Raw genomic sequence first — 13,633 nt, forward strand, 5'->3', positions numbered from 1 at the left:
TCAACAGCGCCCCCGATTTGGCTCTTAAGCCTGTATCGGTCATAAATTGAATATCGGCCTCTTGTTCAATAATTTCATTAATCCGCGTCGCCGCGAGCACGCAGCCAGACAAATGCTGAAACGCGCCCGCAATCGGCATCATCATTTCAACGCAGGCCATTGTGGCAAACACCATAAGCGCAAACATAGGCCCTGGCGGCACTGCATCGCCTACTCCTTGAGCGGCTAAATACAGCATCATAATCAAGGCTGAACCCGTTGAGATAATCAACATTGCTTGGCTAAGCGCGGTAATATTGGCCATCGTACTTTGGCTTTTGAACAAACTAGCCTCTGCCTCATTCAGTCTTTGCCTAAATCTGTCGTTAGCACCAAATAAGCTCAGCTCGGCTTGGCCTTGCAACACATCTAATAATTGCACCCGATACTGGCGTTTTGTTTCGAGCATCGTGCGGCTTGGCGTGTGTCCTAGTCGATAAAATAGTAATGGCATCACTAACCAAACCGCCACTAAGAACAGGCAAAGACTCAGGGCAAGCTTGGCATCAAACCAAGCGAGGAACAGATACAACAGCCCCGTCATCAATAATGATGCCGCCATTGGCGTGAGCAGACGAAGATAGAGATGATCAAGGGTATCAATATCGGCAACTAAGCGATTGAGCATGTCGCCACGGCGTAACCCTTGTAGGTTTTTAGCACTGAGCGGTAACAACTTACGCCACGCCCAAACGCGCAGCTCGGTCAGTAGTTTAAAGGTTGCTTCGTGGGTGGCTAAACGCTCACCGTAACGACTGGCGGTGCGCGCTATTGAGAAAAATCGTACCCCGCCCGCGGGCGTAAAAAAGTTAAATGTTTGTGCTGTGACTATCGCTAAACCCGCTACCGCAGTAGCAGAAAGAAACCAGCCCGAAAGTGACAGCAAACCTATACCTGTGATGAGGGTAATAATGGTCAACAATAAGCCTACGGACATCATGAGCCATTGGCGCGAAAACAATCGAATAAAGGGGATCAGCACTTTCATTGGCGGTCTCCTTGAGTGATATCTGCGGCAATATCGAGCGTGGAATCAACTAAGCTAGTGTTTGATAACGGTGCAAGTTCAATATCCGCCACAGATTCAACATTCTCCCGCAATAGCGTTTGAAATAACCCTGGCGTGTTAGACAAAGTGGTAAAGTTGCCGCGCTGCACTATCGAGCCTTTATCAAGCACGAGAATGCTGTCCATTTCATCGAGCTTATCTAATCTGTGAGTCACCATAATGCACATCTTGCCAGCCATCGCAGTGTTTAAGGCTGCGCTTACCGCTTGCTCACTCTGGCTATCTAAACTCGCAGTAGGCTCATCAAGTACAAATAAACTTGCCTGCTGTCCAAGCGCCCTTGCTAGCGCAATACGCTGGGCTTGGCCAACGGACAACCCTGAAGATTGCTCCCCAATCGGCGAGTCCAAACCCAATGGCTGCGCTGTAATAAACTCGGCTATATTGGCCGCAGTTAACAACTGCCAAATCTTATCTTCTGGCATCGCTTGATTGGCTAAGGCAACATTATCGCGCACTGTGCCGTGAAATAACTGCGGCTCTTGTCCAAGCCAAGCTAAGTGTTGCCGCCAGTGGGGTAAGTCGATTGCAGATAACTCATGGCCATTAATCAATAAATGACCTTTGTAGGGTAAAAACCCCAGTAACGTATTAAGCAAGTTGGTTTTACCCGCGCCACTTGGGCCAACCAAAGCTAAATGTTCACCATTTTGGACATCAAAACTCAATGGGCCTAATAAACGCGTGCCATCTACACTGAATACTTCAAGATTATCAGCGCGGAGCGTCTGGATGCTATCAATACGGATTGTTCCCGCAAACTCGGGCTCAGGATATTCAAGCAAGGTAATCAAGGCCTCTGCTGCGCCAATGGCCTGTGCTTTAGCGTGATAATGAGTGCCCATATCCCGCAGTGGTTGATAAAACTCAGGGGCTAAGATGAGAATAAACAACCCAGTAAACAAACTAAAAGGAATTCCACCCAGTTCAGGATCGGCACTCGCGCTGATATTGGCATGAGCGCCATAGTAGCCAAAATCTAAGTTACCTAAATAACTAAAACCAAAATACACCGCTAACACCGCAATCGACACCGCCGCAAAAAACTCTAATACCGCCGAGCTTAAAAATGCGAGCCGCAGTACCGACATAGTACGGCTGCGAAACTCTTCCGAAGCCGTGGCTATGACGTTAAGTTCAGCATCGCCACGGTGGAATAGTTTTAGGGTGCTTAAGCCCTTTAATCTATCCATAAAATGACCACTCAACCTGGCCAGTGCATTGAAGTTGTTACGGTTAGCATCAGCAGCGCCCATGCCGACTAAAATCATAAACAGAGGAATCAATGGCGCGGTGAGCAATAAAATTAATCCTGCTGCCCAGTTGAGGGGAAATACAGCGGCCAAAATCAACATTGGGATAAAACCAGCCAGACTCACTTGCGGAAGATATCTGGCATAAAAGTCTTGTAAATCTTCAACTTGCTCTAACACTATGCTGGCCCAACTACCGGCGGGCTTACCTTTAATAAACGCAGGCCCAAGCTTAATCAGCTTGTCCATTACTGCTGAGCGGATATGACCTCGTAGGCGTTTACCCGCCTCAAAACTAGCGCGTTCACGCCCATAGGCAAGTAATGCGCGCAACAACATTAACGCAATTAAACCAATAAAATGTGGCATAAAAGCGGCGATATTAACCGTTAAAGACTGAGTACCGCTATCGGCTATAGCTTCGCTATTTATGAACTTTCCGCCAAGAATGACGCCATCAAGAATCGTCGCAATCAGGTACGCCTGCGCCACCATAGCGATAGCGCTTAGCATGCCCAGCCATAATGACAACTTAAGGAACAAGCCACAGGCTCTTTTTTGTATTTTTAGCCAAACAAGAAGGGATTTTTCTAACGACTTATCCATGGTGCTCCAACAAGAAAAAAATTAAGCGATGAATAGCAGAAATGTATACCGATAACGACTGAGTTAAAGTACTTGTAACCGCGAAAACGTTTCGATAGGGACGCAGTATCGCAGGCATCTACAGCAGATGAAACCCTCCCACAGACTTTTGCTAGCAGACTCACAGAAACGCGCTAAAGATAAAAAAATACCTGAGTTAACGGAACTTTCCCTAGCACTAGCCTGATAGCCAAAATTTCGATAGCATTAAGCTCTTTATATTAAGTGCCTGCTACCTATGCCAAATAAAAATGCCGGTTTCACCCTAATTGAACTCATTGTGGTCATTATTATTCTAGGAATATTAGCCATAGTTGCAGCTCCTAAATTCATCAATTTACAATCAGATGCCTATAAAAGTCAGTTATCTGGAGCATTTGCATCGATGAAATCCGCCGTCACTTTATTCAAAGCGAAATCTGAAATTGCTAACAGCGGCACCACCAATCGAGTCGTTTACGACGATATTCGTGGTGAAAACTACCAACCTTGGGCAGCTAGCACCAGCGGTATAACCCCAAGCGATGCTTACACTACTGCGCCAGAAATTTTTAAGGCTGCAGGGCTCAATGTTAATGAATGGTCCTACCGCATTCACACTACTAGCGGCACCTATGAAGTTATTGCCGCGCCAAAGCAAAAACTAGACCTTGCCACGCCAAATCAAGCTCAAGTCGAAGCAACCAATTGCTACATCAGTTACAAATGGGAAACGACTGGTGTTCCCACCTATAACAAAGTTGATACCGGTTGCTAAGATGACCTTAAAACCCGTAAAAATAAAAAAACAGCGAGTTAACTTTAAGTTGGCTCGCTGTTTTTGTTAGAGCTAAATCTTACCATGAAAGGATTTTTAAATGGCTTAGCCCTTACTGCACCGCGCCGTATTTCACTAGCACATGCCAGAGCAACTTAAGTTCGTGGGCGACTTGAGCGCGATTACCGCGTTCGCGCCAATGCTGCGGTGAATGGTATAAATCCCGCGTAGCCACGCCAATAGCATGGGCATCAACCTTATCGTCTATTGCGATACGACTCGCCAGCGATGGCATAGTCGGACCACGAAAATCGCTCGGAATTTGCGCAGTGTGCAAACTAAAACCGTTGTGGTATTGCAGCTCGATATCGTATTTATCGCACACATTACTTAAGGTTGAACCAATATCCGTTCCCTTAAAGCTGGGATCAGCGACCAACATGGCAATATCCTCACTAAGCAATACATCGCCGTGGATCTGCGCTTCAATATAATGATCAAGATTATTTGATAAAGGTCGCTCAAAACGTGATAACAAAGAAGCATTGAGTTGATGCGCCATATACTGGACTACATTCAATGGCTTAAAATCTGATTTACCTAAAGCGTAATGACGCTCAAAACTCTCGGTTAACAGCGCCGCTAAAATGTCATCAAAACAGGATAACGTGCCCTTTTCTTTGGGGTTACGGTACGAATCAAGATAACTAAAAGTTGCGCGTGCCAGCACATCTGTTTTTGTCAGTAAATAGCAACTGCCAAAACGGGGCGCTGGGCCATCCTGCCACATGCCCAAATCAAGTGCACCATACTTAGGCCGTGATTTAGTGCCTTTATAAGCATGACCAAAAAGCTGATTTTCCCAATGATCTCGCGGGCCACCTAACTCAGGTGACAACTGACCATTAGAAATATGCGTTTCAAACTGACTGCGGTATTGGCCATCACGCAGTAAACCTTCAGCGACTGTCATGCCACGGCTATCAATTTTATCCGGATGGAAATGCAGCGCGATTCGGCCGCAATGGAGTAACTGCTTGAGCGCGAGTTGCATCTCATGCATAGGGATATTTGACATCTGTTGCACATTTTTAATCACAGCAACGGCCTGTTCGCTGCGTCCACGAGCAAGGCGTTCAATATGCTGTATGGCTGTCATAATTCACCTATTAAAGAGGTAGTTAACCGTTTAGGAAGATGGTTTACCTTAAAATAAACATCCTCGCTATCGCAAGCATACACTGACGGAATCTTAAGTGATATCAGCTATAAAACGGTGTTAAGTGCGATAGATTAATAGCATTCATTTTATACCAATCTAATCAGGACGAAGTGATCTAACGTTCACTTATATAACATGTTAAAAAATAGTCCATTATCGCCCCTAAATAGATAAAAAAGGCGGATGTAATACCGCACAAATTACTGGTAATAGTCCGTCTGATTAATCTATGACATATATTTAGCCACTAAGTTGCGCCATCCTACTTATGCTGAAAAGGTTAACCAATCTCTCTTCAATAGTCTGACAAGCTATTTGTGTGCCAATCTGAATGAAAACTGCTGTAAAAGTCCATATTTGATGGCACTTAAGGGCCTAATCCTGTAAGCTGCACGCCCGCCAGCAGACCTGGCAACAGACCATAAATGCAGCAAAGCGTTGCCACAAGAGACCAATCTATGAGTTTTACCTCCCTGGGCTTATCGGCCCCGATACTTAAAGCCGTTGCCGAACAAGGCTACGACACACCTTCGCCAATCCAAGCTCAAGCTATTCCCGCTGTGCTTGAAGGCAAAGATGTGATGGCGGCCGCCCAAACAGGAACAGGTAAAACAGCAGGTTTCACTCTGCCTATGCTCGAACTCCTGAGTAAAGGTATGCGTGCTCAAGCAGGCCAAGTGCGCGCATTAGTGTTAACTCCGACTCGCGAACTGGCGGCTCAGGTTGCTGAAAGTGTCGAAACCTATGGTAAGAACTTACCACTGCGTTCGGCGGTGATATTTGGTGGCGTGCCTATCAATCCACAAATCGCTAAATTGCGCCACGGTGTTGATATTTTAGTCGCAACCCCAGGTCGATTAATGGATCTGTACAATCAAAAAGCGGTGAAATTTAGCCAGCTTGAAATCTTAGTGTTAGATGAAGCCGATCGCATGCTCGACATGGGCTTTATCCGCGACATCCGTAAGATTCTGGCCATTTTACCTAAGCAACGCCAAAACCTGATGTTCTCAGCCACCTTCTCCGATGAAATTCGCGAGCTGGCAAAAGGCTTAGTCAACAATCCGGTCGAAATCTCGGTCACACCACGTAACGCGGCGGCGACCACAGTCAAACAGTGGATTTGCCCTGTTGATAAGAGCCAAAAATCAGCGTTGTTGATCCAACTGATCAAACAACACGATTGGCAACAAGTGTTAGTATTTTCGCGCACTAAACATGGTGCCAACCGTTTGGCGAAAAGCCTTGAAGATGCTGGCATTAAAGCCGCTGCAATTCATGGAAACAAGAGCCAAACCGCGCGTACTAAAGCCTTGGCTGACTTTAAAAATGGCCAAGCCCGCGTATTGGTTGCGACCGATATCGCTGCCCGTGGTTTGGACATTGATCAATTACCACAAGTAGTTAACTTTGACTTACCAAACGTGCCAGAAGATTATGTGCATCGCATCGGCCGTACTGGCCGCGCAGGTGCATCGGGTCAAGCGGTATCACTGGTCAGTAACGAAGAAATTAAACTACTGAACGATATTGAGCGTTTGATCAATCGCGTGTTAGATCGTGAAATGGTTGAAGGCTTCCACCATGTATTACCTGAATCACGTTTAGGTAGTGGTGGAAAAAGTAACAATAAAGCAGTAGCGACTCGTCGAAATAGCCGCAGCTCAACGCCATCAACCTCACGCGAGGGCGCCCAAAGAAGTGTTGAGCATAAAGATGGTCAACGCAGTGGTGACGTAGCGCGCGGTCATAAACCAAACGATAAAAACCCACGACACAGCAATGATGCTACGAGTGCGCCACGCGCCGATGCTCAAGCACGCCCACAGCGTGCAAACGATGGTCGTGCAAATAATTCAGGCGCTAGTCGCCCGAGTGAAGGCCGTTCTAGCTCAGGTGAGAATCGTAGCCAAGCAGGTGACAATCCTTACGCTAATGGCCCGAAGAAAAATACTCGTCGTCCAAATAATGGCGCAAGTCGCCCGAGAAACTCGCAGGACTAATTTACAGAGCAAATTAGCTTAGTTTGCAGTCCTCTTTGTACTTGAGTGAATACTCTTAATAAAAAACGCCCAACTCCACACGGAGTTGGGCGTTTTTTTATAGGTTTAAGACACCAACACTAAACCTTAAGCCCTATCCCACGTGAAACCAGATAATAAGCTAACGTCCACAGTGCAATACAAAAACCAACCATGATGCCGATTGAGAGCGGCACGCTAATATCTGCAAAGCCTAAAAAACCATAGCGAAACACGTTGATCATATAAACTACAGGGTTAAGTGCCGATACGCCTTGCCAGAATGATGGCAAGAGAGATAGCGAATAAAATACACCGCCAAGATAGGTTAATGGCGTAAGTATAAAAGTTGGGATGATACTGATATCGTCAAAACTTTTGGCATAAATCGCATTAATTAAGCCACCTAATGAAAACAATACTGAGGTTAGGAACACAGTCATAACCACAAGCCCTACGTGATGTAAGCTAATGTCGACAAAGAACATTGCCACTAATGTCACGATTAAACCGACACATAATCCGCGGGCTACGCCGCCGCCCACATAACCTGCAATCAGTACATAATGTGGCACTGGCGCAACCAGTAATTCTTCTAAATTACGCTGAAACTTAGCACTATAGAAAGAACTGGCGACGTTAGAGTAAGAGTTAGTGATCACCGACATCATGATCAAACCTGGTGCGATAAACTCCATATACGTTACACCGCCCATCTCACCAATGCGGCTACCGACTAAATTACCAAAAATCAAAAAGTACAAGGTCATGGTAATTGCTGGCGGCACTAATGTTTGCAGCCAAATACGGGTAAATCGATTAATCTCTTTAGCAAGAATACTTTTAAAAGCAATAAAGTAGAGCTGGTTCATACAGAGGCCTCCTGAGTTTTCTTCACCAACTCAACGAAGAGTTCTTCTAATCGGTTAGCTTTATTACGCATCGATAACACTTCCACATTGGCCGCGCTTAATTGGCTAAACACATCATTAAGATTATGCTCTTTCGCCACATCCACCTCTAAGGTGTGTGGGTCGGTTAACCGACAAGCCATGCCATCAAGGATGGGGGCTGTTTGAATATCGCGGCGAAGATCAAGGATAAAGGTCTCCATATTCAGCTTACTCAGCAGCGCCTTCATACTCGTGCATTCCACTAAAATACCGTTATCGATAATGCCAATATTACGACACAGCATTTCCGCTTCTTCGAGGTAATGGGTGGTCAGGATGATCGTCACGCCCTGTTGATTAATTTGTTTAAGAAACTCCCACATAGAACGGCGTAGTTCAATATCTACACCTGCGGTAGGCTCATCTAAAATCAATAGCTTAGGTTCGTGCATTAACGCACGGGCGATCATTAACCGTCGCTTCATGCCGCCGGATAATTCTCGCGATGGACTGTGACGCTTTTCCCACAAATCAAGTTGGCTTAAGTATTTTTTGGCACGCTCAAGGGCAACAGATTTAGGCACGCCATAGTAACCCGCTTGATTCACAACAATCTGCAACACGGTTTCAAACTGATTGAAGTTAAATTCCTGAGGCACCAAACCAATGCACAGCTTTGCATGTTCTAATTGTTTATCAATATCATAATCAAAGATTTTGACCGTACCGGCACTCTTCTGCACTAGGGAACTAATAATCCCAATCGTAGTTGATTTACCCGCGCCATTGGGGCCAAGTAAAGCAAAAAAATCCCCTTTGTTCACAGTTAGACTAATACCCTTAACCGCTTCGACGCCGCCTTTATAGGTTTTTTTAAGCCCTTCGAGTACCAGAGCATGGGTAATATCTACCATATTTGTACCGTTCCTTACATATTAAGAAAGTCATAAGATGGTGCTAAAAAACACAATTGCAATGATGGGTTGTAGAACTAAGGTGAATAAATTCGCTAATTGATTGAAAAACTAGCCTTTAATGGTTCACTTATTTATTCTAACTTTTGTATAAGCGCAAAAAGTAAAACTCCCGCCTGCTGCGGGAGTTTTAAACAATATCGGACACTTAATCGAGTGGCACGACTTTGGCGATATAAGGTAGATTGCGATACTGCTCCGCATAATCAATACCATAGCCGACAATAAACTCATCAGGGATCGTAAAGCCAATAAAATCAACCTTCACATCGACTTCACGGCGTTCAGGTTTATCCAGTAAAGTACACAGTGCCAAACTCTTTGGCTCACGCAGTAACAGCATTTCGCGCACTTTACTTAAGGTGTTACCTGAATCAATCAAATCTTCCACAATCAGCACATCGCGACCCGCGATATCGGATTGTATATCTTTCAGCACTTTCACATCCCGTGAGCTGGTCATGGTATTGCCATAGCTAGAAACTGACATAAAATCGATTTCAACATGGCCTTTAATGCGGCGACATAAATCAGCCATAAAGACCACTGAGCCTTTTAGTAGGCCAACCATCAGCAAACGCTCACTGTTGGCATAATGAGCATTAATCAGCTCGGCTAGTTCATCTAATTTCTGGCTTATCTCTTCTGCAGAGATCATCACTTCGGTGGTGTGTTTCATATAAGTCTCAATTGTCGAGGTCGCGGTTAGACTGTTTGTCATAACCCCAGCGACTCGTTAATGCATGGTCAACGCCCAAATGATCGAGAATTCGAGCGACCATGAAGTCTACCAGATCTTCAACCGATTGGGGATTGTGATAAAAGCCAGGAGCGGCAGGCATAATCGTCACGCCGAGGCGAGAAAGACTTAACATATGCTCTAAGTGTATGGCACTAAACGGTGTTTCCCTTGGCACTAGGATTAATTGGCCGCGCTCTTTAAGTACCACATCGGCGGCGCGTTCAAGTAAATTATTACTCATTCCGGTGGCCACAGCGGCTAACGTGCCCGTCGAGCAAGGACAAATCACCATTTGCTTAGGTGCGGCGCTACCTGACGCCGGTGGTGAAAACCATTCATCTTTGCCTAATACCACTAACTCGCCAGTGATACTTACGCCTTTTTCATGCAATAAAGCTAATAGTTGTGCATGGGCTTTATCGCTATTGGCGCTAAGTTGTAAGCCATGCTCAGTAGCCAGTACCACCCGAGCAGCACTAGAAATCATTAAAAAAACTTGATAACCCGACACTAACAAACACTCAAGTAATTTCAAGCCGTAAGGGGCACCAGAAGCACCAGTCCACGCTAAGCTAATCGCTTTAGTTGATCTTGCATAAGCCATATTAACTAACCTGCTCTACCGCTGATAAGTTTAATTCTAATGCCGCCAATAACTTTTTATGCACACCACCAAAACCACCATTACTCATCACCACTATGGTGTCACCCGCTTTAGCGTTAGCGGCAACTTTAGCCACTAATTCATCAATTTGATGTAGCACGGTCACAGGGATCACTGCGGCTTCCATCGCTTCTTTTATATTCCAATCGATACTATCTGCTTGATATAAAAAAGCTTCGTCGGCCTGCATCATAGAAAAAGCCAGCGTATCTTTATGCACGCCGCTCTTCATGGTATTTGAGCGTGGTTCTAATATTACGGTAATTTTACTCTGACCGACCTTAGCGCGCATTCCTTTTAATGTGGTTGCGATAGCGGTTGGATGATGGGCAAAATCGTCATAAACGCTGACACCTTTAACGGTTCCGAGTAATTCGAGTCGACGTTTAGGTGGCACGTCGATTCATTCGGCTATGTTAACTTCTTTGTGGCTGCCAGTATTATTGGTTTTCCAGTATTATTTTTGATCTACTTAGTCAACAAGTATGCACCGCATTCTAGCGCCTCGTTAATCGATGACGACACAAAAAGTAGCGAGTTAAAGCCAGATTAAAGGCTAAACCACGCGCCATAGCTCATAAATAAGCGATATAAATAAACCACATAAAAAAGCCCTCAAACCGATAAGTTAAGGGCTTTTTATTTAACTGCGCCATAAACGCTATGGTATTGAATACTTAAATTAACCGTTAGAGACGCAGGGGTTATCCCAAGTTCAGCTTAAATTAGTCTTTAAAGTTATCAAACTGAAAAGGCTGGCCTAAATCAGACTCACGCGCCAAGGCCATTACCGCTTGTAAATCATCGCGTTTTTTACCTGTTACTCGCACTTTTTCGCCTTGAATAGACGCTTGTACTTTAAGTTTGCTGTCCTTGATGTGCTTAACCAGTTTTTTAGCGATTAAGGTTTCTATGCCTTCTTTAAATTTCACTTTCAAAGAAAACGTTTTACCACTGTGAATAGCTTTATCATCAACATCCATTGAAGATGGATCGACATTACGCTTGCTAAGTTGCATACGTAAAATATCCACTAACTGTTGGCACTGAAAGTCATCCTCAGCAGTTAACGTCACCACGTGGTCTTTATATTCAACGTCTGCGGTTTTACCGCGAAAATCAAAACGAGTCGCGAGCTCACGCTTAGTGTTATCGACCGCATTACGTAGCTCAACTTCGTTGACTTCTGACACAATATCCATTGAAGGCATAGTTTTTATGTCCTGTTTCAAATTAATATGCCGCTAGTTTACCCATACACTAGCCTAAGTTGAAGATAAAGCCGTGAATAAAGCCGCAACATGGATGACATTAGTGGCAGATTTTTCTATCATGACGCTATCTTAGTATTATAAAACCTGCGCTGTGATAACTAAAAATACCCTATTTAAACTGGTGTTAGCCGTAGCCGTTGTCGTGATCAGTTATCTGGTATTTTCCAGACCAACCTATTCGCAAAGCATTCCGAATATTGACAAGGTAGGCCATCTTGGCAGCTTTTTTTGCCTATCCTATCTCACCTATCTGGCGTTCAAGCCCAAGTGGTATTGGTTATCCCTCACACTTGCCATCTATGCCATTTTAATTGAGTTGGTGCAATCTCGCTTGCCCTATCGTAGTGCGTCAGTGGGTGATGTTATTGCTGACTTTGCCGGTATCGCCCTGTTCTACTTTTGTCATTGGGGTTATGGTAAATACTTTCGTGCAGCTCAATTACGAAAAGATTAACCTAATCCACTGATATTAAAAATTTAAGGCTGACAGATATGCGCGCGGTGGATATTGCAATTTTAGGTGCTGGCGCCGTTGGGCAACTTATTTGTCGCCAACTGATTGCTGCGGGTGAGCATGTTGGTTTTATCGCCCGTCACCCCCATGGCTCGGTATCGCAACAAAATTCTCAGGCGCAGCAATATTCGCAATCACAACCGCTCAGTTTTACACCATTAGTGGCAAGCGAGGCTAACAACTCCCCCCAACCAATCGACTATTGCGTCCCCATCGTAGCGACCAATGCACTTGATCATCTTCGTCTTGTGGTTGTTTGTGTTAAAGCCTATCAAGTCATCGATGCCCTTTTGCCGTTACTCAATCAACTCCCGCGTCAATGCCATATTTTACTACTCCACAATGGTATGGGGCCTCACTTAGCCATAGCGCCACTGATTGAAAAAGTAGATAACAGAGGACTAAGCCTAGGTACAACATCGCAAGGCGTGTTACGCCAAGCCCGTTGGCAGATTAAACACACGGGTAAGGGACTTACTCAGTTGGGACATTTTACAGGCACAGAACTGGCTGAGCATTATCGCAATGCCATACTTACAGCCATACCCAATAGTGAATGGGTTAATGCCATAGTGCCTTGTTTATGGCAAAAACTAGCCGTCAATGCGGCGATTAACCCTCTCACTGCTTTGCATCAATGCCCAAATGGTGCACTAGCCAAAGCAGATTTTAACGAAATAATTAAGGGTATTCTCGATGAGTTAGTGATGGTTGCAGCACAAGATGGCGTGCCGCTCGATAAACCTTTACTGCACGATAGAATTTACCAAGTTATCCAGCTCACCGCCGCAAACTTCTCGTCAATGCACCAAGATGTCGCGCATCAAAGGCAAACCGAGATAGACCAAATTAATGGTTATATCTGTGAACGCGCACAAGCGCACGGTTTAACGGCGCCCATCAATGCTAAGCTCTGTGAACAAATTAAGCTGTTAGCCGTTACGGCTTAACTCACTAAAATCGCAATAGCGGGCTATGGCAAAGTCATTAAATAGCACCAAGATGCACCAAAAATGTGCGATATGATTTTAGCTTGCACCGTTTTGAGTCAAATTTAATGTTGTTTCAGTGCGCGATAACGCCAACATAATGATAATGAATGCCTTGTTCATCTGGCCTGATTCCTGCTTTATTCCATACATTGAGCCTGATATTGGTTGGAGAAAAGATTGAAACTGATCACCGCGATAATTAAACCTTTTAAATTAGACGATGTACGTGAAGCCTTAACTCAGTTTAACGTTCATGGCATGACAGTGACTGAAGTGCGCGGTTTTGGCCGCCAAAAAGGCCATACTGAACTTTACCGGGGCGCTGAGTATACGGTAGATTTTTTACCTAAAATAAAACTTGAAGTCGCTATTCATGCCGACCAAGAAGAAGCAGTTGTCGATGCGATAATTGCAGCGGCCCATACAGGTAAAGTCGGCGATGGCAAAATTTTTGTCACAGCACTCGAACAAGTCGTCCGTATTCGTACCTCAGAAGAAGGCGCTGATGCGATATAATCTCAGCCTATTGATAGAGACGATATAATTCAACCAGTTGAAAATAGTCTTATCATTT

The 13,633-nt window shown here is 44.8% G+C and carries 12 protein-coding genes and 3 pseudogenes; 6 read left to right on the top strand and 9 right to left on the bottom strand.

Translation table 11 applies throughout. The annotated features are described in order from the left end of the window. Nucleotides 1–220: 220 nt before the first annotated feature. Together C9I43_RS12730 and cydD are read right to left on the bottom strand one after the other, a co-directional pair. Nucleotides 221–1,027 (bottom strand): annotated as a pseudogene (locus C9I43_RS12730) (ABC transporter transmembrane domain-containing protein); the annotation flags it as partial. Beyond that, nucleotides 1,024–2,967, bottom strand: coding sequence for a heme ABC transporter permease/ATP-binding protein CydD (gene cydD / locus C9I43_RS12735; RefSeq protein ID WP_107883683.1), 1,944 nt, complete (start codon nt 2,965–2,967; stop codon nt 1,024–1,026). The pseudogene C9I43_RS12730 and the gene cydD, both read right to left, overlap by 4 nt. A 277-nt stretch (nt 2,968–3,244) precedes the next feature. Between cydD and C9I43_RS12740 the strand changes: the two genes are divergently transcribed. Next, a complete protein-coding gene (locus C9I43_RS12740) occupies nt 3,245–3,763 on the top strand; it encodes a prepilin-type N-terminal cleavage/methylation domain-containing protein (protein WP_107883684.1) in 519 nt (172 codons plus the stop codon). 112 nt (nt 3,764–3,875) lie between these two features. On the opposite strand, the gene C9I43_RS12745 is transcribed toward C9I43_RS12740, so the two are convergent. Then, on the bottom strand, nt 3,876–4,922 hold the full coding sequence (locus C9I43_RS12745) for a DUF3626 domain-containing protein (protein ID WP_076497801.1): 1,047 nt from the start codon (nt 4,920–4,922) through the stop codon (nt 3,876–3,878). A 521-nt stretch (nt 4,923–5,443) separates the two neighbouring features. Here C9I43_RS12745 and C9I43_RS12750 point away from each other — a divergent pair. Then, the gene (locus C9I43_RS12750; RefSeq protein ID WP_107883685.1) at nt 5,444–6,988 is read left to right on the top strand and encodes a DEAD/DEAH box helicase; all 1,545 of its coding nucleotides are present in this window, start codon (nt 5,444–5,446) and stop codon (nt 6,986–6,988) included. Between the two features lie 119 nt (nt 6,989–7,107). Here C9I43_RS12750 and C9I43_RS12755 read toward each other — a convergent pair whose 3' ends face one another. From C9I43_RS12755 to C9I43_RS12775, 5 genes and pseudogenes are all read right to left on the bottom strand, one after another. Continuing rightward, the gene (locus tag C9I43_RS12755; protein ID WP_107883686.1) at nt 7,108–7,878 is read right to left on the bottom strand and encodes an ABC transporter permease; all 771 of its coding nucleotides are present in this window, start codon (nt 7,876–7,878) and stop codon (nt 7,108–7,110) included. Continuing rightward, nucleotides 7,875–8,813 (bottom strand): ABC transporter ATP-binding protein, encoded by a 939-nt coding sequence (locus C9I43_RS12760; RefSeq protein ID WP_107883687.1) that lies wholly within the window; start codon nt 8,811–8,813, stop codon nt 7,875–7,877. The genes C9I43_RS12755 and C9I43_RS12760 overlap by 4 nt, the downstream gene beginning before the upstream one ends. 208 nt (nt 8,814–9,021) lie before the next feature. Beyond that, on the bottom strand, nt 9,022–9,552 hold the full coding sequence (gene hpt / locus C9I43_RS12765; RefSeq protein ID WP_076497809.1) for a hypoxanthine phosphoribosyltransferase: 531 nt from the start codon (nt 9,550–9,552) through the stop codon (nt 9,022–9,024). A 7-nt stretch (nt 9,553–9,559) separates the two neighbouring features. Beyond that, the gene (locus C9I43_RS12770) at nt 9,560–10,219 is read right to left on the bottom strand and encodes a flavin prenyltransferase UbiX (protein ID WP_076497812.1); all 660 of its coding nucleotides are present in this window, start codon (nt 10,217–10,219) and stop codon (nt 9,560–9,562) included. A gap of 1 nt (nt 10,220) precedes the next feature. Then, nucleotides 10,221–10,676, bottom strand: a pseudogene (locus tag C9I43_RS12775) (glutamate ligase domain-containing protein); the annotation flags it as partial. Between C9I43_RS12775 and C9I43_RS19075 the strand changes: the two are divergent. After that, nucleotides 10,674–10,832: pseudogene (locus tag C9I43_RS19075) on the top strand (AmpG family muropeptide MFS transporter); the annotation flags it as partial. The pseudogenes C9I43_RS12775 and C9I43_RS19075 overlap by 3 nt on opposite strands. A gap of 172 nt (nt 10,833–11,004) precedes the next feature. Here C9I43_RS19075 and C9I43_RS12785 read toward each other — a convergent pair. After that, complete coding sequence (locus C9I43_RS12785) at nt 11,005–11,490, bottom strand: YajQ family cyclic di-GMP-binding protein (RefSeq protein WP_076497830.1); 486 nt, start codon at nt 11,488–11,490, stop codon at nt 11,005–11,007. Between the two features lie 154 nt (nt 11,491–11,644). On the opposite strand from C9I43_RS12785, the gene C9I43_RS12790 reads away from it, so the two are divergent. The 3 genes from C9I43_RS12790 to C9I43_RS12800 all read left to right on the top strand — a co-directional run bounded on the left by C9I43_RS12790 (nt 11,645) and on the right by C9I43_RS12800 (nt 13,575). Beyond that, nucleotides 11,645–12,007: a VanZ family protein gene (locus C9I43_RS12790; protein ID WP_076497832.1), complete on the top strand. Its 363-nt coding sequence runs from the start codon at nt 11,645–11,647 to the stop codon at nt 12,005–12,007. A gap of 38 nt (nt 12,008–12,045) precedes the next feature. Next, a complete protein-coding gene (locus C9I43_RS12795; RefSeq protein ID WP_107883689.1) occupies nt 12,046–13,017 on the top strand; it encodes a ketopantoate reductase family protein in 972 nt (323 codons plus the stop codon). A gap of 219 nt (nt 13,018–13,236) precedes the next feature. Then, on the top strand, nt 13,237–13,575 hold the full coding sequence (locus tag C9I43_RS12800; RefSeq protein WP_107883690.1) for a P-II family nitrogen regulator: 339 nt from the start codon (nt 13,237–13,239) through the stop codon (nt 13,573–13,575). The last annotated feature ends 58 nt before the right edge of the window (nt 13,576–13,633 follow it).

Source organism: Shewanella morhuae (assembly GCF_003028295.1).
In the GTDB taxonomy this organism is placed as follows: domain Bacteria; phylum Pseudomonadota; class Gammaproteobacteria; order Enterobacterales; family Shewanellaceae; genus Shewanella; species Shewanella morhuae.

What these genes read in the sequence shown, in the direction of transcription:
- C9I43_RS12795 (WP_107883689.1), top strand. Translation starts at nt 12,046, where the DNA reads ATGCGCGCGGTGGATATTGCAATTTTAGGTGCTGGCGCCGTTGGGCAA.
- C9I43_RS12750 (WP_107883685.1), top strand. Translation starts at nt 5,444, where the DNA reads ATGAGTTTTACCTCCCTGGGCTTATCGGCCCCGATACTTAAAGCCGTT.
- C9I43_RS12770 (WP_076497812.1), bottom strand. Translation starts at nt 10,219, where the DNA reads ATGGCTTATGCAAGATCAACTAAAGCGATTAGCTTAGCGTGGACTGGT.
- C9I43_RS12785 (WP_076497830.1), bottom strand. Translation starts at nt 11,490, where the DNA reads ATGCCTTCAATGGATATTGTGTCAGAAGTCAACGAAGTTGAGCTACGT.
- C9I43_RS12760 (WP_107883687.1), bottom strand. Translation starts at nt 8,813, where the DNA reads ATGGTAGATATTACCCATGCTCTGGTACTCGAAGGGCTTAAAAAAACC.
- hpt (WP_076497809.1), bottom strand. Translation starts at nt 9,552, where the DNA reads ATGAAACACACCACCGAAGTGATGATCTCTGCAGAAGAGATAAGCCAG.
- cydD (WP_107883683.1), bottom strand. Translation starts at nt 2,967, where the DNA reads ATGGATAAGTCGTTAGAAAAATCCCTTCTTGTTTGGCTAAAAATACAA.
- C9I43_RS12745 (WP_076497801.1), bottom strand. Translation starts at nt 4,922, where the DNA reads ATGACAGCCATACAGCATATTGAACGCCTTGCTCGTGGACGCAGCGAA.
- C9I43_RS12755 (WP_107883686.1), bottom strand. Translation starts at nt 7,878, where the DNA reads ATGAACCAGCTCTACTTTATTGCTTTTAAAAGTATTCTTGCTAAAGAG.
- C9I43_RS12740 (WP_107883684.1), top strand. Translation starts at nt 3,245, where the DNA reads ATGCCAAATAAAAATGCCGGTTTCACCCTAATTGAACTCATTGTGGTC.